Annotated in this window: 19 protein-coding genes; 6 read left to right on the forward strand and 13 right to left on the reverse strand. The window is 68.1% G+C overall.

The window, feature by feature from the left end:
- Window positions 1-41: 41 nt before the first annotated feature.
- Window positions 42-443: a MerR family transcriptional regulator gene (locus ACOTSS_RS00230; protein WP_448689564.1), complete on the forward strand. Its 402-nt coding sequence runs from the start codon at window positions 42-44 to the stop codon at window positions 441-443.
- Between the two features lie 129 nt (window positions 444-572).
- Here the strand turns inward: ACOTSS_RS00230 and ACOTSS_RS00235 are convergent, their stop codons facing one another.
- The 3 genes from ACOTSS_RS00235 to ACOTSS_RS00245 all read right to left on the reverse strand — a co-directional run bounded on the left by ACOTSS_RS00235 (window position 573) and on the right by ACOTSS_RS00245 (window position 3,983).
- On the reverse strand, window positions 573-851 hold the full coding sequence (locus ACOTSS_RS00235) for a GIY-YIG nuclease family protein (RefSeq protein WP_448689565.1): 279 nt from the start codon (window positions 849-851) through the stop codon (window positions 573-575).
- Window positions 852-944: 93 nt separating this feature from the next.
- The gene (ychF, locus tag ACOTSS_RS00240; protein WP_448689566.1) at window positions 945-2,042 is read right to left on the reverse strand and encodes a redox-regulated ATPase YchF; all 1,098 of its coding nucleotides are present in this window, start codon (window positions 2,040-2,042) and stop codon (window positions 945-947) included.
- A 72-nt stretch (window positions 2,043-2,114) separates the two neighbouring features.
- Window positions 2,115-3,983 carry a PhoX family protein gene (locus ACOTSS_RS00245; RefSeq protein WP_448689567.1) on the reverse strand — a complete coding sequence of 623 codons (1,869 nt, stop codon included), beginning with the start codon at window positions 3,981-3,983 and terminating at the stop codon, window positions 2,115-2,117.
- A 201-nt stretch (window positions 3,984-4,184) separates the two neighbouring features.
- Between ACOTSS_RS00245 and ACOTSS_RS00250 the strand changes: the two genes are divergently transcribed.
- Window positions 4,185-4,847: a CAP domain-containing protein gene (locus ACOTSS_RS00250; protein WP_448689568.1), complete on the forward strand. Its 663-nt coding sequence runs from the start codon at window positions 4,185-4,187 to the stop codon at window positions 4,845-4,847.
- A gap of 18 nt (window positions 4,848-4,865) precedes the next feature.
- On the opposite strand, the gene ACOTSS_RS00255 is transcribed toward ACOTSS_RS00250, so the two are convergent.
- The 6 genes from ACOTSS_RS00255 to ACOTSS_RS00280 all read right to left on the reverse strand — a co-directional run bounded on the left by ACOTSS_RS00255 (window position 4,866) and on the right by ACOTSS_RS00280 (window position 10,957).
- The gene (locus ACOTSS_RS00255; RefSeq protein WP_448691381.1) at window positions 4,866-5,270 is read right to left on the reverse strand and encodes a GNAT family acetyltransferase; all 405 of its coding nucleotides are present in this window, start codon (window positions 5,268-5,270) and stop codon (window positions 4,866-4,868) included.
- Between the two features lie 2 nt (window positions 5,271-5,272).
- The gene (gene pth / locus ACOTSS_RS00260; RefSeq protein ID WP_448689569.1) at window positions 5,273-5,842 is read right to left on the reverse strand and encodes an aminoacyl-tRNA hydrolase; all 570 of its coding nucleotides are present in this window, start codon (window positions 5,840-5,842) and stop codon (window positions 5,273-5,275) included.
- A gap of 145 nt (window positions 5,843-5,987) precedes the next feature.
- Window positions 5,988-6,626 carry a 50S ribosomal protein L25/general stress protein Ctc gene (locus tag ACOTSS_RS00265; protein WP_448689570.1) on the reverse strand — a complete coding sequence of 213 codons (639 nt, stop codon included), beginning with the start codon at window positions 6,624-6,626 and terminating at the stop codon, window positions 5,988-5,990.
- Window positions 6,627-6,766: 140 nt separating this feature from the next.
- The gene (locus ACOTSS_RS00270; protein WP_448689571.1) at window positions 6,767-8,140 is read right to left on the reverse strand and encodes a glutamate--cysteine ligase; all 1,374 of its coding nucleotides are present in this window, start codon (window positions 8,138-8,140) and stop codon (window positions 6,767-6,769) included.
- Window positions 8,141-8,180: 40 nt separating this feature from the next.
- Entirely contained in the window at window positions 8,181-10,169 is a 1,989-nt protein-coding gene (locus ACOTSS_RS00275) for a proprotein convertase P-domain-containing protein (protein ID WP_448689572.1), read from the reverse strand.
- A gap of 35 nt (window positions 10,170-10,204) precedes the next feature.
- Complete coding sequence (locus ACOTSS_RS00280; RefSeq protein ID WP_448689573.1) at window positions 10,205-10,957, reverse strand: 16S rRNA (uracil(1498)-N(3))-methyltransferase; 753 nt, start codon at window positions 10,955-10,957, stop codon at window positions 10,205-10,207.
- Between the two features lie 208 nt (window positions 10,958-11,165).
- Here ACOTSS_RS00280 and ACOTSS_RS00285 point away from each other — a divergent pair, with 208 nt between their 5' ends.
- The 4 genes from ACOTSS_RS00285 to ubiA all read left to right on the forward strand — a co-directional run bounded on the left by ACOTSS_RS00285 (window position 11,166) and on the right by ubiA (window position 15,292).
- Window positions 11,166-13,061, forward strand: coding sequence for a TadE/TadG family type IV pilus assembly protein (locus ACOTSS_RS00285; protein WP_448689574.1), 1,896 nt, complete (start codon window positions 11,166-11,168; stop codon window positions 13,059-13,061).
- The gene (locus tag ACOTSS_RS00290) at window positions 13,058-13,654 is read left to right on the forward strand and encodes a TadE/TadG family type IV pilus assembly protein (protein WP_448689575.1); all 597 of its coding nucleotides are present in this window, start codon (window positions 13,058-13,060) and stop codon (window positions 13,652-13,654) included. Before ACOTSS_RS00285 ends, ACOTSS_RS00290 begins: the two co-directional genes overlap by 4 nt.
- Before the next feature lie 83 nt (window positions 13,655-13,737).
- Window positions 13,738-14,319, forward strand: coding sequence for a TadE/TadG family type IV pilus assembly protein (locus tag ACOTSS_RS00295; RefSeq protein ID WP_448689576.1), 582 nt, complete (start codon window positions 13,738-13,740; stop codon window positions 14,317-14,319).
- A 64-nt stretch (window positions 14,320-14,383) separates the two neighbouring features.
- On the forward strand, window positions 14,384-15,292 hold the full coding sequence (gene ubiA / locus ACOTSS_RS00300; RefSeq protein WP_448689577.1) for a 4-hydroxybenzoate octaprenyltransferase: 909 nt from the start codon (window positions 14,384-14,386) through the stop codon (window positions 15,290-15,292).
- On the opposite strand, the gene smc is transcribed toward ubiA, so the two are convergent.
- The 4 genes from smc to ACOTSS_RS00320 all read right to left on the reverse strand — a co-directional run bounded on the left by smc (window position 15,293) and on the right by ACOTSS_RS00320 (window position 21,048).
- Window positions 15,293-18,736: a chromosome segregation protein SMC gene (smc, locus tag ACOTSS_RS00305; RefSeq protein ID WP_448689578.1), complete on the reverse strand. Its 3,444-nt coding sequence runs from the start codon at window positions 18,734-18,736 to the stop codon at window positions 15,293-15,295. It abuts the gene before it with no gap.
- Window positions 18,737-18,948: 212 nt separating this feature from the next.
- Window positions 18,949-19,701, reverse strand: a complete 753-nt coding sequence (locus ACOTSS_RS00310; RefSeq protein ID WP_448689579.1) for a thioredoxin domain-containing protein — start codon at window positions 19,699-19,701, stop codon at window positions 18,949-18,951.
- Between the two features lie 34 nt (window positions 19,702-19,735).
- On the reverse strand, window positions 19,736-20,461 hold the full coding sequence (locus ACOTSS_RS00315) for a thioredoxin domain-containing protein (RefSeq protein ID WP_448689580.1): 726 nt from the start codon (window positions 20,459-20,461) through the stop codon (window positions 19,736-19,738).
- Window positions 20,462-20,481: 20 nt separating this feature from the next.
- Window positions 20,482-21,048 carry a DUF721 domain-containing protein gene (locus ACOTSS_RS00320; protein WP_448689581.1) on the reverse strand — a complete coding sequence of 189 codons (567 nt, stop codon included), beginning with the start codon at window positions 21,046-21,048 and terminating at the stop codon, window positions 20,482-20,484.
- Window positions 21,049-21,183: the final 135 nt, after the last annotated feature.

The following is a 21,183-nucleotide window of genomic DNA, read 5'->3' on the forward strand; positions in this document are numbered from 1 at the left end:
GCGTCCCATATAGCGTCTGTACCATGGTACGGAGTCAAGCGATGCAATTCACTGTCGGCAAATTGGCCGCCGCGGGCGGGGTCGGGGTCGAGACGATCCGCTACTACCAGCGCCGCGGTCTGCTCGGCACGCCGGCGCGAAGCGGTGGCGACGGCTGGCGCGGCGGCATCCGCCGCTATGGCGAAAGCGATCTCTCGCGCTTGAAGTTCATTCGCGCGGCGCAGGCGGCGGGCTTCACGCTCGACGAGATTTCGGAACTGCTCGCGCTCGAGGAAAGCGACGACCGCGTTCGCGTACGGTTCCTCGCGCGGCAGCGTATCGCGGCGCTCGACGAAAAGATCGCGCAAATGGCCGAAGCCCGCGCCGCGCTCGCGCGCCTGGCTGATCAATGCGCGGCAAGCGACAAGGGACCGTGCCCGATCCTGGCGGCATTCGAGCCGTAACACCGTGTCATTGCGAGGAGCGTAGCGACGAAGCAATCTCCAGCCATCGACTTTGCACATGGTCGATAGCTGGAGATTGCTTCGCTCCGCTCGCAATGACGAAAGGGATCAATCCCAAATCATCTGAGTTCAGTGGTCTGTCTGTTCTCCAGTCAACTTAGAGAACAGATCGCGCCATTCCGGGTTTTCGGCTTCGATCAACGCGATTTTCCTCGCGCGTGATCCTGCCTTGATTTGCTTTTCGCGGCTGATGGCGGAATACATATCGCCATGTATTTCGAACCAGACCAGCTTGTCGCATCGGTAACGGGCTGAAAAACCGCTTAGCTTCTGCCGATGCTGCCATGCACGACCGATCAGGTTCGAGGTGACGCCGGTATACAGTACGCCGCCCTTCCGATTGGTCATGATGTAGACTGCGGGCTGAGCGTCCGGGCGCATGGCTGGAGATTGCTTCGTCGCTGCGCTCCTCGCAATGACGAAGTTTCAGGGCGGCGCCGATCAGCTGTGCAGGAAGTGCATCACGTCGCCGTCCTGGACGACATAGGCCTTGCCCTCGGCGCGCAGCTTGCCCGCCTCGCGCGCCTTGGCTTCGCCGCCCAGTCCGACATAATCGTCGAAGGCGATCGTTTCGGCGCGGATGAAACCCTTCTGGAAATCGCTGTGAATCTCGCCGGCGGCCTCGGGCGCGCTCGCGCCCTTGTGGACGGTCCACGCGCGCGCTTCCTTCGGCCCGACGGTGAAGAAGGTCAGGAGGTGGAGCAATTCGTACCCCGCGCGGATCACGCGCGCGAGCCCGGTTTCATGCAGCCCCATTTCCTCGAGGAACAGCATCCGCTCGTCGGCCTCCATGCCGACCAGCTCGCTCTCGATCGCCGCCGAGACGATCACCGCCTGCGCGCCCTCGGCCCTGGCGCGCGCGAAGACGGCTTCGCTGTGCGCGTTGCCGGTCGCGGCCTTGGCTTCCTCGACGTTGCAGACATAGAGGACGGGCTTGGTGGTGAGGAGCTGCGCCTGTTTCAGGATGCGCTCTTCCTCGATATCCTTGGGCTCGGTCAGCCGCGCGGGCTTGCCGGCGCGCAGGAGGTCGAGCGCCTGGCCGAGCACCGAGGCCGCGGCCTTGGCTTCCTTGTCGCCGCCGGTCGCCTTCTTCGCGAAGGCGGGAACGCGCTTCTCGAGGCTTTCGAGGTCGGACAGCAGCAATTCGGTCTCGACCGTCTCGGCGTCGGCGACCGGATCGACCTTGTTCTCGACATGCTGGATATCGTCGTCCTCGAAACAGCGCAGGACGTGGACGATCGCGTCGACCTCGCGGATGTTGCCGAGGAACTGGTTGCCGAGCCCCTCGCCCTTCGACGCGCCGCGCACCAGCCCGGCGATATCGACGAAGGCGAGCTGGGTCGGGATGATCTTCTGGCTGCCCGCGATCGCGGCGAGCTTGTCGAGCCGGTCGTCGGGGACCGCGACATTGCCGATATTCGGCTCGATCGTGCAAAAGGGATAGTTGGCCGCCTGCGCCGCCTGCGTCTCGGTCAGCGCGTTGAACAGGGTGGACTTGCCCACGTTGGGCAGCCCGACGATCCCGCATTTGAAACCCATGAAATCATCCGATCGAACTGGAAACAGGCCCGCCCCTTAGCGACAGGGACGGGCCTTTTCCAGTGCGTCGGATCACTTGCCGACGGGCGCGCTGTCCGTTCGCCGGACCACGATGGTCGAGGACCGCGGCGCCTCGCCCGCCACCGGCCAGTCGCCCGTCGGGTGCTGGATGTTCACGAAGAAGGTCGTGAGGTCGGGCGTGTAGGCGAGCCCGGTGATCTCGCACCCCTTGGGCCCGACCAGGAAGCGCTTCGATTCCTTGGTCGCCTGGTCGAGATAGAACATCGCATTATGGCCGAAGGCCGCGTCGATCGAGGTGCCGGCGACGCCCGAATTGCCGGGGACGCTATGGTCAGTCTGGACCCAGAGGCGCCCCTGCGGGTCGATCCGCAGGCCATCGGGGCTCGAGAAAGTGTCGCCGTTGATGGTGCCGACCAGGTTGCTGCCGCCGGCCGCCAGCGAGGGATCGCCGCCGAGCAGGAAGATTTCCCAGCTGAACTTGGTCGCCAGCGGCGAATCGCCGTCCTCGCGGAACTTGATGATATGGCCGTGCAGGTTGGCGACGCGCGGGTTCATCGCGTCGGTGACCTTGCGGCCGCTGTTGTTGGTCAGCGTGACGAACACCGCCTTGTTGTCGGGCGCGACCGTGATCCATTCCGGGCGGTCCATCACGGTGCCGCCCGCGACCCGCGCGGCCGACTGGCACTCGATCAGCACGTCGGCTTGGGTGTTGAAATCGACGCTGGCCGGCGTCGGTGGGGTCGTGCTCTGGCTGACGTTGCCGGGGTCGGACGCGCCCGCGACAAGGCCGTTCTGCCCGACCGTCAGCGCCCGCCATTCGCCCGTGCCGTCGCCGTTGAAGCGCGCGACATAGAGCGTGCCATAATCGAGCAACTCGGTGTTGGCTGCGCGGTTCGAAGGGCTGAACGCCCGGTCGGGGACGAATTTATAGATGCACCCCGGCGTCGAATCGTCGCCCATGTAAAAGGCGACGCGATTGTCGCCGCTGGCCATGAAGGCGACATTCTCATGGTTGAAGCGGCCCATCGCGGTGCGCTTGGTGGGTGCCGCGAGTTCGCGCAGCGGGTCGATCTCGACCACCCAGCCATAATCGCGTTCGGGCCGGGTCGGATCGAGATAATTGTCGGTCGTTTCCTCGCAGGTCAGATAGGTGCCCCACGGAGTTCGGCCGCTCGAGCAATTGTTGAGCATGCCCTTGATCGTCCCCGACAGCAGCCCGGCGGCGGGACCGCCCGCGCGATAGCTGCTGTTGCCGGTGTAGCGCTTGTTGTAGGTCGACCCCTGGCGGACGCCCCATATGCCGTCGCCGCCCTTGACGACCTCGACCACCCCGACCCCGACCGCGGACAGCGCGATCGCCTTCTGCTCGGCCGACGCGCTCGCCGCGTCATAGGATCCCGCCATCAGGATGTTGAAGTCGGGAAGTTCGAAATTCATCGCGAGCAGGCCGTTGGTGTTCGCATCGATGCCCGGCAGCGCGAAATATTCCATGCCGTCGTGGTTGCCCCCGGCCCATTTCTCGGCGACCGCGGCGCTCGGATAGTTGCCCGAATAGGGCGCGCCGGCCTCGATCGAATCGCCGGCCTTCAGCAGCACCTCGACCGAATAGCCCGCGGGAACGGTGACCTTATCGTCCTGGTTCGCCGCCACCGAGGCGAAGGTGACCGCATAGCTGGCGGGCGTCGGAGTCGGGGTCGGCGTCGGCGAGGGGGTCGGCGGAAGGGTGACCGTGGGGCCGCTCTCGTCTCCGCACGCCGCGAGCGCCGCCGCGGGCAGCACCGACAGGCCGAACAGGCCGTTTCGCAGGATCGAGCGGCGCGAGGGATTCTCCCCGACGATGGCTTCCAGGCTGTCCGGCCCGTTCAAATCGTCGGTCGCGCGGCGGTACGGCGCGCGCGCCTCGTCGGTCAGATATGACATGCAGTCCCCTTTTCTGGTTGCGCTGGACAGGGCGAAGGAAGGACTCCCTCCGCGTCCACCCGACGCGCCTTGCCGGGCGCGCATTGCAGGGGCGTTGCCCGACCGCGTCAGTTGGGCGGATCATCAATGACGAAATTATTGCACCGGCCATGGAAACCGGGCGTTGCGGTGGGTTCATCCTCGGCGGCATAGGGCGGGCAAATGCGCCCGCTCATCAACAAGGCCCTATCGCGGCCGCTTGCTGCACTGCTCATCCTGCTCGTCGCGACCGGCGGCGCGTCGTCGTTCGAGGCGGCGGTGCTCGACGAGCTCAACGCGATGCACGCCGACCCGGGCGATTATAGCGAATCGCTCCGCGACTATCGCGACCGGTTCGACGGATTGATCGTCTATGGCGAGGACGGCGAGGCCGATTTCCAGACCCGCGAAGGCGTGCGCCCCGTCGACGAGGCGATCGGGGCTCTGCGCCGCGCCGGTCCGCTGCCCCAACTGCGCGAGGGGCGGCTGCTCGCGCTGGCGGCGGTCGACCATGTCGCGGCGCAATCGCGCTCGGGGGAGGTGGGGCATTATTCGCGGGGCCGCGACCCCGCCGCGCGACTCGTCGCGCGGGGCGGTGGCCGCTATGTCAGCGAGGTCATCACCTACGGCCATAGCGACCCCGAATCGGTGATCCGCCAATTGCTCGTCGACGATGGCGTTCCCGGGCGCGGCCATCGCTTCGAGCTGCTTTCGGCGCGCTATCGCTACGCGGGGGTCGCCTGCGGCCCGCATCCGAGATGGCGGAGCATGTGCGTCATCGAGCTGTCCGAAACCCCCGACGGCAGCGCGCCGCCGCCGCCCAGGCGCGAACGCGCGGCGCCCTAGCGGCGGGGCGGTGCCCCGCTAAACCAGCCACCGCGCGAAGACCTTCACCGGCTGCAATTCCCAATCGAGGTGCTCGTAGAATCCCGCCGCGGGATTGCCGTCGCGCAGCATCAGCTCGACCTTGGGACAGCCCCGCTCGCGTAGCCAGTCGCACGCCGCGTCGAGCAGGCGCCGCGCGATCCCGGAGCCCTGATGGTCGGGCAGCACGCCCAGATAATAGATCCAGCCGCGATGGCCGTCGAAGCCCGCCATGACCGTGCCGACGATCTTCGCATCATATTCGGCGAGCAGGACCGTCGCGGCGTCATGGTCGAGCGCGCGCGCGAAATCGGCGCGAGGCTCGTTCCACGGGCGCGTCAGCCCGCACGCCTCCCAGACCCCGATCGTGGCTTCGGCGTCGCCCGCCGTGGCGGGGCGCACCATGGTCACGGCTGGAGCCTCAGCGCGAGATCGTTCTGGAACCGCACATCGTCGCCCTCGGCGAGCCACGGCGCCTCGGCGGCGATCGCGCCCAAGAGGTCGGTCAAAGGCTCGACCTCGCTCTTGTGGTAATTGCCGAGCACATGGCCGGTCACCCGGTCCTTGTGCCCCGGATGGCCGATGCCGATCCGCACGCGGCGGAAATCGTCGCCGATATGCGCGATCATGCTGCGGATGCCGTTGTGCCCCGCCGCGCCGCCGCCGCGCTTCACCTTCACCTTCATCGGTGCGAGGTCGAGCTCGTCGTAGAAAGCGGTGACGTCCTGCGGCGTCAGTTTGTAGAAATCCATCGCTGCGCGCACGCTGCGGCCGCTTTCGTTCATGAAGGTCGCGGGTTTGAGGATCAGCACGCGTTCGCGGCCGATGCGGCCGTCCTGCAGCCAGCCCTGGAATTTCTTCGCGGGCGCGCCGAAGCCGTGCATGTCGGCGATGACGTCGACCGCCATGAAGCCGACATTGTGGCGGTGCATCGCATATTGAGGCCCGGGATTGCCGAGGCCGACCCAGAGCTGCATATGAAAAACCCCTCCACTTCAGGGGAGGGGCAGCGGGCCCCGGATCAAGTCCGGGCCGCAGCGGGGTGGGTATTCGACCCCTGCGCGGCCCCGCGAAACCCCACCCCAACCCCTCCCCTGAAGGGGAGGGGCCAGAGCTTGGTGATCAGGCTTCTTCCCCGCCTTCGGCTTCGCCTTCACCCTCGTCCTTCGTCGTGTCGCCGTCGCTCGACTTGAGCGCCGACGGGGCGACGATGGTGGCGATGGTGAAATCGCGATCAGTGATCGCGCTTTCGGCGCCCTTGGGCAGCGCGACGTTGCTGATGTGGATCGAATCGCCGACGTCGAAGCCGGTGACGTCGATCGCGATCTCGTCGGGGATCTTGTCCGCGTCGCAGACGAGTTCCAGCTCGTGGCGAACGATGTTCAGCACGCCGCCGCGCTTCAGGCCCGGCGAGGCTTCTTCATTCTGGAAGATGACCGGAACCGCGACCTGGACCTTGGCATCCTTGGCGATGCGCAGGAAGTCGGCGTGGATCGGACGATCCTTGACCGGGTGGAAAGCGACGTCCTTCGGCAGCGTGCGAATCTGCTTGCCGCCGACCTCGATCATCACGACCGAGTTCATGAAGTGACCCGTCATCAGCTGCTTCATCAGCAGTTTCTCTTCGACATGGATCATCAGGGGTTCTTCTTTGCCGCCATAGACAACGGCGGGGACCCGGCCCTCACGACGCAGTTCGCGCGAGGCTCCCTTGCCTCCGCGTTCACGCGTCTCGGCCGACAGCACCAGCTGGTCGCTCATCATTTTTCTCCGAAACAGATTGCACAGTCCGCCACGCCTCCAGGGATGACCATGGCGGAAGCGCGGGCGCATAGCGGGCGCCGCGCGAAAATGCAAGGGCAGGTGCGGGCCGGTGCGAAGGGACGAGCCCGCGCAAACCTTCAGAAGCTGAGCTCGCCATAGATGTTCGACAGGTCGTGCGCCCACGGTCCCTCGTAGCGGTCGAGCAGATCGTGCGCGGGGGACTTGCCGCTCTTGGCGATGCGGCGCAGCGGCTCGAGGAAGCCGACCTCATTGTCGCCCATCGAATTGACCTCGCCGCGCGCCGCGAGGCCCGCCGCGGCGATGTCGAGCACCTGGTGCGCGAGGTCGCCGACGGTGCCGCCGCCGGGCGCGGGGGCGCAGAGACCGTCGCGGGGCACCGCGTCGCGCAGCGCCTGCTGATCCTCGATGCTCCAGCCCTTGACCAGATCCCAGGCGGCGTCGAGCGCGCCCTGGTCGTAGAGCAGGCCGACCCACAGCGCCGGAAGCGCGCAGATGCGGTTCCACGGCCCGCCGTCGGCGCCGCGCATTTCGAGGAAGCTCTTGAGGCGCACCTCGGGGAAGGCGGTCGACAGATGGTCGGTCCAGTCCGAAAGGCGCGGCAGCTCGCCGGGGAGCGCGGGCAGCTCACCCTTCAGGAAGGCGCGGAAGCTCTGCCCCGCGGCGTCGATATATTGGCCGTCGCGGAAGACGAAATACATCGGCACGTCGAGCATGTAATCTACATAGCGGTCATAGCCGAACCCGTCCTCGAACACGAAGGGCAGCATCCCGGTGCGCGCGGGGTCGGTGTCGGTCCAGATATGGCTGCGGTACGACATATAGCCGTTGGGCTTGCCATCGGTGAAGGGCGAGGCGGCGAACAGCGCCGTCGCAAGCGGCTGGAGGGCCAGGGAAACGCGGAATTTCTGCACCATGTCGGCCTCGCTCGCATAGTCGAGGTTGGTCTGGATCGTGCAGGTGCGCAGCATCATGTCGAGCCCCATCGTGCCGACGCGCGGCATATGCTCGAGCATGATCTTGTAGCGCCCCTTGGGCATGCGCGGCAGGTCGTCCCGGCTCTTGTCGGGCCACATGCCGAGGCCGAGGAAGCCGAGCCCGAGCTCGGCGCCGATTTCCTTCACCTGCTTCAGATGGCGGCCGGTCTCGGCGCAGGTCTGGTGGAGATTTTCGAGCGGGGCGCCCGACAGTTCGAGCTGCCCCGCGGGTTCGAGGCTGATCGCACCGTCGCTGCCCGAAAGCGCGATGACGTTCCCGCCCTCGTAAACCGGTTCCCAGCCATAGCGGGTGAGCGCCATCAGAAGGTCGCGAATGCCGCCGGGCTCATCGTAGGAGGGGGCGCAGTGGTCGCCGGTGCGATAGACGAATTTCTCGTGCTCGGTGCCGATGCGCCAGCGGTCGCGGGGCTTTTCGCCCTTGGCCATGGGGGCCGCGAGCTGGTCGCGGCTTTCGATGATGGGATCGTTTTGATCTGAAACCGTCCGCGTGCTCATGCGCGAGCATTTAGGGTGCGGCGAGGCGTCTGACCAGTGGTCAGTTGACGAGGACCTCGAAGCTGATCGCCATGCTGGCCGACGCGGCGAGCGTCGCGGCGGTCGCGGCGATGTTCGCGCCGCTGCGCGAGGCGCCGATGGGGTCGTTCTCGTCGCCGCCGCTGGCGTTGTCGTCCTCGGCCGTCGTCGCGCCCGCGCAGCTCGTGCCGCTGCGCAGCGAGCCGGGGATGAAGGCGAGCGTCGCGGGAAGCAAGTCGGCGACGCTGACCGCGCTCGCGCTCGCCCCGCCGCTATTGGTGACGAGCAGGCAATAGCGCATCGTCGCGCCGGGAATCGCCTTGGGGTTCGCGGTGCCGTTGACCGGATCGCTGACCACGCTGCTCGTCTTGGCGATCGTCAGGGTCGTCGTCGGGCGGCAGATGCTGATGTCGTGAATCGCCATGCCCTGCTGGCCGGGGTTCGCGGGGGCGAGGCCGTGGCTGCCATAGTCGATGGTGATCGTGTCGATCGGGGAGGCGAAGGTGACGACGACATTGCCCGCCGCCTCGCCGTCGGCCGACAGAGCGTCGCCATAGGCGCTGTTGCCGATGACATAATTGGCGGTGCCGTTGGTCAGCACCGGATAGACGGTGACGCCGCCGTAGCTGCCGGTGACGGTGACGCGATCGGCGAACTGGCCGGCGGCATAGTCGATGTCGAACAGGCGGAACTGCGCGCCGGGCACCGCGACGGGAAGGGTGATCGTCGAGGTGACGCTGCCCGCCTGGCTGGTGAAATCGACGATCTCGAACAGCGAATATTGCGCCGGGGTCAATCCGCCGGTCACGACATTCTGGCGCGTCGGGGACGGACCGCCATAGGTGGCGTTGCTCAGGAAGCTGCCGCCGCTGATGCCGATCGACAGGCCCGCGGTGCCGATACCGGCGAGCGTCGTGCTGCCGCTCGTCGTTCCGGCGGGCCAGGCGATGCCGTCCCAGTCGAAGAGGCTGCTGCCCGCAGGGCAGGTGAGCACCGGCGGCGCGCCGGCCATGCGGCTGCCCGAAACGGTGAAGCTCGCGCTTGCCTGGTCGTCCTCGCCCGCGCCGCCGTTGCCGGGCGTCGAATCGCTGTCGGGGGCGGAGGAGGCCGATATTTCGGCGCTGTTGACGACCGTCGCGCCCGCGCTCGCATTGACGCTGCCGCTGATCGTCAGCGTGCGGGTAGCGCCCGGCGGAACGTTGCCGACACTCCACACGCCGGTCGCGGCGTCATAGCTGCCGAAGCCCGATGCGCCCATGAAGGTGAAGCCCGCGGGAAGCGGATCGAGCACCGAAACCCCGGTCGCGGTCGCCGGCGAGGCGGCGGCGTTGGTGACGCTGAGTGTGTAGCTGATGCTCGCGCCCGCGGCCGGCGAGGCGGTGCTGACGCTCTTGGCGAGCGACAGGTCGGCATAGTTGGCGGGCAGGCTGGTCAGCGTGAGGTCGGCGCGCACGAAATTGCCGTTGTCGGCCGAGGGGAACTGGTCGCAGATCTCGAGCCGCCACGTCCCCGCGCCATTCTCGCCGTTGAACGCCGAGAGCGGCGCATTGGGGCGAAAGACATGCTGATAGGGCGGCGCCGAGGTCGAATGATTCGCGTTATTGCCGTCGGTGTTGACGGTCTGCGCCGCGTCGTCGTCGAGCCGGACGTTGAAATTATTGCCCTGCAGATTGCCGGTATCGCCGTCGACGAGCTGGACGCGGGTGCCCGCGGGCGATTGCAGGGTGATACGCAGGTCGCCGCGCCAGCTGTGCGTGGCGAGCACCCCGAGGTCGACGTCGGCGACCATCACCCCGCCGCCGACGCTGAAATTGCGGACGAGCGGCGACGAGCAGGGGGTCGAGGCGTTGATCGCGCCGCCCGTGCTGTTGCTGGTGGTCGAAGTGGTCTGCGCCATTGCGGGCGCGGAGACGAGCGCCATCGCCAGCCAGGCGAGCGCCATCGCCGCCTGCATGATCTGCCCCCGCCAGCCCCCACGCCGGCGATATCGGCTCTGGTCCCGCCGCATCATCGCGCCGCCATAGCCGCAGCATGGCTAACGGCGGGTTAAGAACGATCGTCCCGCCAGTCGCCGTATGCCGCCATCCAGATGCCGACCGCGGCGACCGCGGCGGTTTCGGCGCGCAGGATGCGCGGGCCGAGCGTGATGCGGCGCATCGCGGGCGCGGCGAGCAGCGCCTCGCGCTCGCGGTCGGTGAAGCCGCCCTCGGGCCCGGTCAGGATCGCGGCGGGGGCGGGCGCGTCGGCGTCGGCGAGCGGTGTGCCGCCGGCCTCGTCGGCGAAGAGCAGCGCGCGGTCCCGCGGCCAGTCCCGCAGGAGCTGCGGCAGCTTCACCGGCTCGGCGAGCTCGGGGAGCGCGGTGCGGCCGCATTGCTCGCAGGCCTCGACGATCTGCGCCTCGAGCCGCTCGCGCTTGACCCGCTCGACGATGGTGCGTTCGGTGATCACCGGCTGAAGGCGGGCGACGCCGAGTTCGGTCGCCTTTTCGATGATCCAGTCGAGCCGCGCCTTCTTGACCGGCGCGAAGCAGAGCCAGAGGTCGGGAACGCGTTCGAGCGGCCGCGTCTGCCGCTCGATGCGGACGGTCAGCGACCGCTTGCCGGCCTCGGCGATGCTGGCGAGCCATTCGCCGCTGCGATTGTCGAAGAGGAGCAGCGGATCACCGGTCTTCGCGCGCATGACGTGGAGCAGATAATGCGCCGCCGGCCCCTCGATCACGGGCGCGCTTTCGGGGCCGAGCGGCAGATCGACGAACAGGCGGGGCGTGCTGGCGGGCGGCCAGGCGGGTGTCGCGGGCATGGCGAGCGGGATAGCGGATGCACGCCGCTTTGCCCAGCCGGGCGCGGCGCAGAATGCTCTGTCCCGATTCGGGCCAGATCCGCCCTTTGCAAGCCGTCCGCGCCCGCCTGCGATTAGCGTTTTGGTAAGCAGTTCGGGCTTAGGTGCAGGATGCCAGCCACGCATCTGAGTGGGCCGCGTGCCTGGCCCCAGGGGGGTGTGAGAGACCATGCGAGGGACCATCATCCGTCGTTTCCGGCAGGGCGCGAGGAAGCTGCTTCGCGACCAGCGCGGCAACACCATGTTCCTGACCGCCGCGGCGGTCGTGCCGCTGATCGGCTTCGTCGGTTCGGCGGTCGATATCGGCCGCGCATACATGGCCGAGCTGCGCTTGCAGCAAGCGTGCGACGCGGGCGTGCTCGCCGGGCGCCGTTCGATGGCCGGCGGCACCTATGATTCGGTCGCCCAAGCCGAAGCGAACAAGATGTTCAATTTCAACTATCCCGACGACAGCTATGGCAGCCACGACGTCGGTTTCACCTCGGAAGCGTCGGGCGCGTCGGACGTCACCGGCACCGCCAGCGCGGTTCTGCCGACGGCGCTGATGTATATATTCGGCAAGAGCGAGTTCGACCTCTCGGTGAATTGCACCGCCAAGCTGGAGATTTCCAACGTCGACGTGATGCTGGTGCTCGACGTGACCGGGTCGATGTCGCGCGCCAATGGCAGCGACACGGTGACCAAGATCGAGGGGCTGCGCACCGCGGCGATCGACTTTTTCGGCACGCTGACCGATGCCGACATCGGCGACGGCCGCCTGCGGTTCGGCGTCGTTCCCTACAGCTCGTCGGTCAATGTCGGCGGGATTTTGATGGCGAAGAATCCCGACTGGCTGTCGGACGAGGTCAAACTTCCATCGCGCACGCCAAAAACCAAGATCGTCTATACCACGACCGATTATGACGAAAGCAATGTCGTCGATACGCCGAATCCGGACGTTTTCGATAAGGACCTGGGCAAATGCAAGGGCAGTCTTCCGGCCGACACAACGCCGCAGCCGGGCGATCCCGATGCCAACCTGACCGAGCAATATGTCGATGCCGACGGCAATCGCATTTCGACCTATGACGTCGAACGCACCTATAGCTATTACAAGTATAAGCAGTTCGAAAATTCGAAGGGACAATGCCGCGAGGGGCGCTGGATCGCAAGCTTCAAGCGCACCAGCACGACGACGGTTACCGAAACCCCGACCAAGGTGTTCGACGGCAAGTATAATTATGAGAATCGCAGCTTCGACACGCGTCCGCTGAAATCCGGATCGACGATCCAGTCGGACACGGGCGACAAGGCGGCGCTTGTCACCACCAGTTGGGCCGGGTGCATCATCGAGCGGGGGACGACCAAATTTGCGGCGAACGAGACCGCGCCGGCGGACGCCTACGATATGGACATCGACATGCTTCCGACGACGAGCGATCCCGAGACCCAATGGAAATTGTTCCTGCCCGACGTCACCTATGACCGTGGCCAAGAGACCCCCTTCACCTCGTCGAGCGACTATAAGAATTTCGTCGAAAAGGGCGGCGATTATGCCGCCTGCCCGGTGCCGGCGATGAACCTGACCGTCATGACCAAGGCCGATGCGGGCACCTTCGCGAACTATATCAACTCGCTGCAGCCCAAGGGCTATACCTATCACGACGCCGGCATGGCGTGGGGCGCGCGGCTGATGTCGCCGACCGGCCTGTTCGCGTCGGAGAATGCGACCGCCGATAACGGACGGCCGATCAGCCGCCACATCATCTTCATGACCGACGGCGAAATGATGACCCCGCGATCCAACCTGTCGCACCAGGGCCAGGAAAGCTCGATGCCGCGTATCGGGGCGACCAGCGACGACAATGCGATTTCGCGCCACAACAATCGCTTCGTGCAACTGTGCAAGGCCGCGCGCGACCGCGGCATCACCATCTGGGTGGTCTCGTTCGGGGTCGGAAGCAACAGCAACCTCAACAAATGCGCGTCATCGGGGCAGGCCTATGAAGCCGATGATTCGGAAGAGCTGAACGAGAATTTCCAGTCGATCGCGCGCCAGATTTCCAAGCTGAGGCTGTCGCAGTGACGCGTGTGACTGCCCTCCTGCGCCGCCTCCGCTGCGATGAGCGAGCGATCGCGATGGTCGAGTTCGCGCTGACGGCGCCGCTCTTCCTGCTCGTCCTGATGGGCATATTCGATTATTCGTGGCAGATGTACGCACAGCAGGTGCTGCAAGGCGCGGTCAGCGAAGCCGGGCGCGATTCGACGCTGGAAACCTATGCGGATAGCCAGACTGCGCTCGACACGCGCGTTCGCGAGCAGGTGCTTCGCGTGTTCCGGAACGCCGATGTGGAATTCAGCCGCAAGGCTTATGACCAGTTCAGCCAGGTCGGCGTCGAGGAGCGCTATACCGACGCCAATGGCAACGGCAGCTACGATGCGGGCGAATGTTATGACGACAGCAACGGTAATGGCCGCTGGGACCCCGATCGCGGTCGCACCGGCAATGGCGGCGCGGACGACATCGTCCTCTATACCGCGTCGATGAGTTTCGACCGTGTCCTGCCGGTGTGGCGGATGCTAGGCCAGCCGCAGTCGATCACGCTGTCCTATACGACCGTGCTGCGCAACCAGCCGTTCGCCACCGGTTCCGACGCCGCCCCGGACAGCTGCCCGTGACCGCCCGATCGCTCCTCCGGCGACGGGGCCGTGTCGCCTTCGCGCGCTTCGTGCGGAACGTCCGCGCGGCCGTTATCATCGAAATGGCCTTCGTCATTCCCTTTCTGGTGCTGGTCGGGTTCGGCGGCCTCGAAATCGCCAATCTGACGCTGACCACCACGCGCATCAGCCAGCTCGGCCTCAACACCGCCGACAATGCCTCGCGCATCGCCACGGGCAGCAATCTCGCGCAGCCGCAGGTACGCGAGGCCGACATCAACGACGTCTTCGCGGGGGTCGAGAAGCAGGCCGGCAATCTCGATTTCCAGCAGCACGGCCGGATCATCCTGTCGAGCCTCGAGCGCAACAGCGACGGCGGGCAGTGGATTCACTGGCAGCGTTGCTTTGGCGACCTCAACGTCGACTCGAGCTATGGTGATGAGGGCGAGGGGCAAAGCGGGACCGACTTTCCGGGCATGGGGCCCGAAGGCGCCGAGGTCACAGCGGTGGCGGGTACGGCGGTGATGTTCGTCGAGATCGTCTACGAATACCAGCCGCTTCTCTATGGCAAGTGGCTGGGCGCCAAGACGATCCGGTCGACCGCCGCGTTCAACATCCGCGAAGCGCGCGATTTGGCGCAGATCTATAACCCCTCGCCCGCGGCGACCGCGGCCACCTGTTCCTGAGGCCGGTCGTCCGGCGCCAATCAGGCATTTATCGCGGACGCCGCGGCTGCTATCGCCCGGGTCGATGACCGCGGCGCATCCTCCCGACAGCCAGCACCAGGGCTTCCTGGCCCTGCTTCCCGCCGCGATGCGGCCCTATGCGCTGCTGGCGCGCTTCGACCGGCCGATCGGCTGGTGGCTGCTCTATTGGCCCTGCGCGTGGGGGCTCGCGCTCGGCGGCGGCGCGCGCAGCCACTGGACGCTCTTCTTCTGGATGCTGCTCGGCGCGATCGTCATGCGCGGCGCGGGCTGCGTCTATAACGACATCGTCGATCGCGATCTCGACGCGCGCGTTGCGCGCACCGCCTCGCGCCCCGTCGCGAGCGGGGCGGTATCGGTGCGGAATGCGCTGCTGTGGGTTCTGTTGTTGTCTCTGGTCGGGCTGGTGGTGCTGTTGCAGCTGCCCTTGCCCGCGCAGATCGTCGCGCTCGCGAGCCTCGCGCTCGTCGCCGCCTATCCCTTCATGAAGCGGATCACCTGGTGGCCGCAGGCCTGGCTCGGCCTCGTGTTCAGCTGGGGGGCGCTCGTCGGCTGGATCGCGGTCGGCGGCGGGGACGGGCTGGCGCTGCCCTTGCTCTACGCAGGCACGATCGCCTGGGTCATCGGATATGACACCATCTATGCGCTGCAGGATATCGAGGACGACGCGCTCGTCGGGGTGAAATCGAGCGCGCGCGCGATGGGGACGCAGGTGCGCGCCGGGGTGGCGCTCTGTTACGCCACCGCGCTGCTGCTGTGGGCGGGGGCGCTGTGGACCGTGCGGCCCGACCCGCTGGTGTTCGTCGCACTGGTGCCCGCGGCGCTGCACCTGACCGGGCAGGTCGCGACGCTCGAGCCGGCGAACGGCGGCGATGCGCTGGCGAAATTCCGCAGCAACCGCTTCGCGGGGCTGCTGGTGTTCGCGGCGATGCTGGTGGTGGGAAGCGCGGGGTAGCTATTCCGCCGCGAGCAGTTCCTCGGCGCCGCCGAGGTCGACCGAGACGAGGCGGCTGACGCCCCTTTCGATCATCGTCACCCCGAACAATCGGTGCATGCGCGCCATCGTCACCGCATTGTGGGTGACGATCAGGTAGCGGGTGTTGGTCTCGCGGCTCATCCGGTCGAGGAGATCGCAGAAACGCTCGATATTGGCGTCGTCGAGCGGCGCGTCGACCTCGTCGAGGACGCAGATCGGCGCGGGGTTGGTGAGGAAGAGGCCGAAGATCAGCGCGACGGCGGTCAGCGCCTGCTCGCCGCCCGAAAGCAGGGTCAGGGTGCCGAGGCGCTTGCCCGGCGGCTGCGCCATGATCTCGAGTCCGGCCTCCAAGGGATCGTCCGAATCGACGAGTTCGAGATGCGCCTGGCCGCCGTTGAACAGCGTGGTGAAGAGGCGCTGGAAATGGGTGTTCACCGCCTCGAAGGCAGCGAGCAGGCGGACGCGGCCCTCGCGGTTCAGATTGCCGATCGAGCCGCGCAGCCGGTTCACCGCCTGCTGCAGCTCCTCGATCTCGGCGGCGTTCCTCTCGCGCTCGGTATCGAGTTCGGCGAGCTCGTCGGCGGCGACGAGGTTGACCGGGCCCAGCCGCTCGCGGTCGGCGATCAGCCGGTCGTGCTGCGCCGATTCGGCGCCCGTGTCGCCGACACCGTCGCTTTCGAAGCCCGCCTTCTGCGGGAGGAGCGGCGGTGGGCATTCGAAGCGCTCGCCCGACAGGCGGCCCATCTCGACGCGGCGCAGCTCGGCATTTTCGGAGCGTGCGACCGCCCCCGCGCGGGTTTCGCGCGCCGCGGCGACGCGCTCGCGGACGGTGGTGAGCGCGGCCTCGGCCTCGCGCAGCGCCGCCTCGGCCTCGCGCTCCTGCGTTTCGGCGGCGGCGACCTTTTCGCGCAGGGCCGCCTGCCGCGCCTCGGCGGCGGCGCGGTCGGCGGCGAGCCTGTCGGGCAGATCGGCGAGCTTCGCGGCCTCGGCGGCAAGCGCGTCGGCACGCTTGTCCATGTCGGCGACGCGGCGCGCCGCCTCGCCGGCGCGCGCCTTCCAGCTCTTGATCTCGGCGCTGACGACCGCCTGGCGCTCGCTGAGCGCCGCGAGCGCGCGGTCGTGGTCGGCGAGTGCGCCCTGCGCGGCGCCGGCGTCGGTGCGCGCGCGCTCGGTGTCGGCCTCGGCGCCATCGAGCGCGGCGCGGGCGAGCGCCTCGTCGGGGAGCGCGGCGAGCGCCGCCTCGTGCGCCGCGAGTTGTTCGCCCGCCTCCTTGGCGGCTGCGGCGATTTCGGCGAGGCGGCCCGCGAACAGTGCGGCGGCGCTCTGATGACGATCGAGCGCGGTCTGCGCCTGGTCGGCGGCGCGCAGCGCGCCGCGCCGCGTCTCATCGGCGTCGGCGAGCGCCTTGCGCGCGGCGGCGGCGGCCTCGGTGCGCGCGGTGAGGGCGAGGGCAGCCTTTTCGCGCCGGTCGCGCAGTTCCTGGACCCCGAGTTCGACCCCGGGGCGCTGCGCCGCGAGCGCGTCGAGGCGGTTCTGGCGCTGCAATCTCTCGCTCGCCGTCGCGCCGTCGCCGCGCGTGACGAAGCCGTCCCAGCGCCGCATCACCCCGTCGAGCGTCACGAGGCGCTGGCCGACGGCGAGCGGCTGGCCCGCGTCGCTCTCGGCAACCGCAACCTGCGCGAGGCGGCGTGCGAGCGCGGGCGGCGCTTCGACGACCTCGGCGAGCGCGCGGGTGCCGGCGGGCAGAGCGGGGTCGTTCTTGGGCGTTTCGGCGCCGCGCCAGCTCCGCGCCGCGTCGGCGTCGGTGCCCGCGTCGAGATCGTCGCCGAGCGCGGCGGCGAGCGCGGCCTCATAGCCCGGCTTCACCCTGATCCGGTCGAGGATGCGATCGGCATCGCTGCGTGCGGCGGCGAGCGCGCGGTCGAGCGTTGCCGCCTCGCTTTCGAGCGCGGCGAGCGCGGCGCGCGCTTCGGCGAGCGCGGCGTCGAGCGCGGCGAGGTCAGCAGTGGCGGCCCCGCGGTCGGCGTCGGCGGCGGTGAGCGCCGCTTCGGCGTCGGCGATCGCGGCTTCGGCGCGCTCGGCGGCGCGCGCGCTGTCTTCGACGGTCGCGGCGAGCGCGTCGCTGTCGCCGAGTGCGGCGACCTCGGCCTTGACCCGCGCGCCTTCGCTCGCGATTCGCCGCACCGCCGCCTCGGCGCCGTCACGGGCGCCGAGCGCGACGCGCCGGTCGGCCGCTTCGCTCGCGGCCTTCGCGCGCGCCTGCGCCAGCGCGACCTCGGCATCGCGCAGCCGCGCCTGCGCCGCCTGATGCGCCTCGACCAGCGCGGCCTTGCCGGCGTCGTGCGCGGCGATGCTCTGCGCAAGGGCTTTGCCCTCGCTATCGAGCGCGGTTAGCGCCCCATGCGCGTCGCGCGCGAGCTCGCCCTCGCGCGCGCGGTCGTCGGCGAGCCGCGCCTGTTGCGCCATAAGGTCGTCGATGCGCTGGCGCGCCGCGCGTTCCTCGCCGGTCAGGCGGACCTGCGTCGCGGTCGCCTCGGCGAGCGCATCGCGCTGCGCCTGCGCGTCGGCGCGCGCCGAGGCGACGCGGGTCGCGACCTCGGTCTGCGCGCGCGACAGGAGTTCCAGCTCGTCCTGCGCCGCCTTCACCGCCGCCTCGGCGGCATCGGCGTCGCGGCGCGCCTGGTCGGCGGCGGCGGCGGCGTCGCGCCAGCGCGCATAGATCAGCCGCGCCTCGGCGACGCGGATCTCGTCGCTGAGCTTGCGGTAGCGCTCGGCGGCGCGCGCCTGGCGGCGGAGCGCGTTCGCGCGCACCTCCATGTCGGCGACGATCTCCGACAGGCGCGCGAGGTTGGTCTCGGTCGCGCGCAATTTCTGCTCGGCATCCTTGCGGCGCACATGCAGCCCCGCGATGCCCGCCGCCTCTTCCAGCATCGCGCGGCGGTCGGTCGGCTTCGCGGCGATCACGTTCGCGATCTTGCCCTGGCTGACGAGTGCGGGGCTGTGTGCGCCGGTCGCGGCGTCGGCGAAGATCAGCGCGACGTCCTTCGCGCGCACGTCGCGGCCGTTGGCGCGATAGGCACTGCCCGCGCCGCGCTCGATGCGGCGGATGATCTCGAGCTCGCGTCCCTCGCTCGCGTCGGCAAGCCCGGCGACGAGCGCGCCCTCGGTGTCGCAGTGGATCGCGACCTCGGCGAAGTCGCGCGCGGGACGCGACGAGGTGCCCGCGAAGATCACATCCTCCATCCCGCCGCCGCGCATCGACTTGGGGCTGGATTCGCCCATGACCCAGCGGATCGCTTCCAGAAGGTTCGACTTGCCGCAGCCGTTGGGGCCGACGACGCCCGTCAGCCCGGGCTCGATGCGCAGCTCGGTGGGTTCGACGAAGCTTTTGAAACCGGTCAGGCGCAGCCGCTTTATCTGCACGAAAGGCTCCCGTGCAGTCGGTGGAATCGCAGGTTGTGTAACGTCGGCGTCACATATCCCCCTAAAGCGCCGTCATGCCGTGCGGGCGGAGGAGTCGCAAGGGGGTTGGACGTCGCTTCCCTCGTCACCCCGGACTTGATCCGGGGTCCGCCTGTCCTTCGAAGAAAAGGCGGGTGCCGGGTCAAGCCCGGCATGACGAAGGAAAAGTCGCGTCAGCGCGCGCCCATCGTGCGCAGGCGGTCGCGCATCAGCGGCCAGGTGGCGATGCCCTCGGCGACCTGGCCGTTGATGATGAAGGTCGGCGTGCCCTGGACATTATATTGCTGCTGGGCGTTGTTCGTGCCGTCCTCGAGCTTCTTGATGCCGTCGAGGTTGGCGAGGCAGGCGTTGACCTGTTCGCCGGTCATGCCACGCGACTGGAAGAACTGGTCGAGCTTCATCGCCTTGGCGAGCTGCTGGAAACGGACGCCGGGGGCCGACTTCATCGCTGCTTCATAACCTTGCGGATTCGCCTGCGCGGCTTCGAAGATCTGGGCCTGCGAAGCGAAGGTGCTCTGCGTCAGCGGGAAATAGCGCTCGGGCGGGGCGCAATGGGTGATCGCGGCGGCGGTGAGGTCGATGCCGTCGCGGATGAAGTTCCGAAGTTCGAGGCTGACGCGGCCGGTGTCGATGAAGTCGCGCTTCAGCTCGTCATGGCTTTCGGTCGCGAAATCGGCGCAGTGCGGGCAGGTCAGCGACGCGAATTCGATGATCTTGATCGGCGCGTCGGGGTTGCCCATCACATGGCCGCCTTCGGGCGTCACCGCGACGACGTCGGACCAGCTCTTGCCCGCGGGGGCGGCGACCTTCGCGATCACCTCCTGCTGCTTGGCGGGGTCGGTCTTGCTGTCGCCGCAGGCGGCGAGGGCGAAGGCGCCGAGCGAGGCGAGGAGCGCGATGCGCAGCGTGGGCAAGGTCTTGGACACGGTCTTCTCCGTCTGGTCGTGATGGGGAGCGTCTTTACTTCTGCTTGAGCGCCGCGTCGAGAACCGGTTTGAGGTCGGCCCAATGGCCGACTTCGGTCTTGCGGCCGTTGACGAAGAAGGTCGGGGTGCCGGCGACCTTGTCCGCATTGAGGCCGATATTGGTCATGCCCATCAGCTCGGCCTCGGCGACGCCGCTGGAAAGGCAGGCGTCGAGCTGCGCCGCCGTATAGCCGCGCGCGCGCATCAGCGCGTCGAGCCCGGTGTCGGCGGCCATCCGCCGCGTCCGGTCGCCGAGCGAGCCCTGATACCAGGGCGCCTGCTGCGCCTGCGTCATTTTCGCGGCCTTGCCGAGCCAGGCGGGCTGCGCGGCGAAGATCGCCTGGTGATTGGCGGCGAAAGCCTTGGGGCCGCCGCAGCGCGCGAGCATCGCCGCGGTCATGTCTACGGGATCGCGGATCAGGTTGCGATATTCGAACAGGACGAGGCCGCGGTCGATATATTGGGTCTTGAGCGCGGCGCTCGATTCCTTCGCGAACTCGGCGCAGTGCGAACAGGTGTAGCTGAAATATTCGACCAGCTTCACCTTCGCCTGCGGGTTGCCGACGCTGTAGGCGCCGATACCGCTTTCGGCGACGGTCGCCGACCAGCGCGGGCCGGCGGGCTTGGCAGGTGCGGCGGCGACGAGCAACGCGAGCGCGGCGGCGGACAGCGCCGCGATGGCCGAGCGGCGCGGCAGCGATGCGATGGCGATAGGGAACATGATCGGGCCGGGTCTTTCCATCAACTGATCCGGGGGAGCTTCGGCGGCGCGGCGAGCCCGGCGGCCATGCGTTCGAGCACGGTCCTGAGTTCGGGATCGCCGATATCGCGGAGACTGTCCCCCAGTTCGGCGGGTATCGGTTTCAGCATTGCCGGCGGCTGAACGGGGGCCGCGGGGACGACCTGCCCGTGGGTCATGCGGACGGTGGCGATGGCGGCATAGCCGAAGAAGCGGTTGACCGCGGCGATGATGTCGGGCGCGACATGCTGGAGCATCGGGGCATGCGCGCCGCTGATCGTCAGGTGGAGGGTGCCCCCCGCCTTCTGCCCGGCGGGAAAGCGGATCATCGCGGGCTGGGTGACGTCGGCCAGTTTCGCGCCGACGATCTCGCGCCAGCGGCTGACCACCGACGACTGGATGAAGCCGAACTTGCGAAAGGCGGTGCGGCCGATTTCGGGAACGAGGTCGGAGATCGCGCGCGCCTCGCCGCCGCGCGGGCGCTCGTAAGGGCGCGCGGCGGGCTTTTTCGCCGCGCCTTTCGCCTTCGCCTTCTTGGCGGGCGTCTCTCCGCTCCCTGCTTTCGTCATGGGGAGCGCCATGCCATAGGCGAGGGGTGAGCGTCCAGACGTCAGGCTTTGCGATTGAGAGAGAAATGTCCCTCCCCTTCAGGGGAGGGCAGCGAGACTTGGCGGCTTGCCGCCTAGTCGCAGCGGGTGGGGTCC

Source organism: Sphingopyxis sp. NJF-3, assembly GCF_053514865.1.

What these genes read in the sequence shown, in the direction of transcription:
- ACOTSS_RS00280 (WP_448689573.1), bottom strand. Translation starts at nt 10,957, where the DNA reads ATGCCCGCGACACCCGCCTGGCCGCCCGCCAGCACGCCCCGCCTGTTC.
- ACOTSS_RS00285 (WP_448689574.1), top strand. Translation starts at nt 11,166, where the DNA reads ATGCGAGGGACCATCATCCGTCGTTTCCGGCAGGGCGCGAGGAAGCTG.
- ACOTSS_RS00275 (WP_448689572.1), bottom strand. Translation starts at nt 10,169, where the DNA reads ATGATGCGGCGGGACCAGAGCCGATATCGCCGGCGTGGGGGCTGGCGG.
- ACOTSS_RS00230 (WP_448689564.1), top strand. Translation starts at nt 42, where the DNA reads ATGCAATTCACTGTCGGCAAATTGGCCGCCGCGGGCGGGGTCGGGGTC.
- ACOTSS_RS00270 (WP_448689571.1), bottom strand. Translation starts at nt 8,140, where the DNA reads ATGAGCACGCGGACGGTTTCAGATCAAAACGATCCCATCATCGAAAGC.
- ACOTSS_RS00255 (WP_448691381.1), bottom strand. Translation starts at nt 5,270, where the DNA reads ATGGTGCGCCCCGCCACGGCGGGCGACGCCGAAGCCACGATCGGGGTC.
- ACOTSS_RS00250 (WP_448689568.1), top strand. Translation starts at nt 4,185, where the DNA reads ATGCGCCCGCTCATCAACAAGGCCCTATCGCGGCCGCTTGCTGCACTG.
- ubiA (WP_448689577.1), top strand. Translation starts at nt 14,384, where the DNA reads ATGACCGCGGCGCATCCTCCCGACAGCCAGCACCAGGGCTTCCTGGCC.
- ychF (WP_448689566.1), bottom strand. Translation starts at nt 2,042, where the DNA reads ATGGGTTTCAAATGCGGGATCGTCGGGCTGCCCAACGTGGGCAAGTCC.
- ACOTSS_RS00235 (WP_448689565.1), bottom strand. Translation starts at nt 851, where the DNA reads ATGACCAATCGGAAGGGCGGCGTACTGTATACCGGCGTCACCTCGAAC.
- ACOTSS_RS00295 (WP_448689576.1), top strand. Translation starts at nt 13,738, where the DNA reads ATGGCCTTCGTCATTCCCTTTCTGGTGCTGGTCGGGTTCGGCGGCCTC.
- ACOTSS_RS00320 (WP_448689581.1), bottom strand. Translation starts at nt 21,048, where the DNA reads ATGACGAAAGCAGGGAGCGGAGAGACGCCCGCCAAGAAGGCGAAGGCG.
- ACOTSS_RS00315 (WP_448689580.1), bottom strand. Translation starts at nt 20,461, where the DNA reads ATGTTCCCTATCGCCATCGCATCGCTGCCGCGCCGCTCGGCCATCGCG.
- ACOTSS_RS00245 (WP_448689567.1), bottom strand. Translation starts at nt 3,983, where the DNA reads ATGTCATATCTGACCGACGAGGCGCGCGCGCCGTACCGCCGCGCGACC.
- pth (WP_448689569.1), bottom strand. Translation starts at nt 5,842, where the DNA reads ATGCAGCTCTGGGTCGGCCTCGGCAATCCCGGGCCTCAATATGCGATG.
- ACOTSS_RS00265 (WP_448689570.1), bottom strand. Translation starts at nt 6,626, where the DNA reads ATGAGCGACCAGCTGGTGCTGTCGGCCGAGACGCGTGAACGCGGAGGC.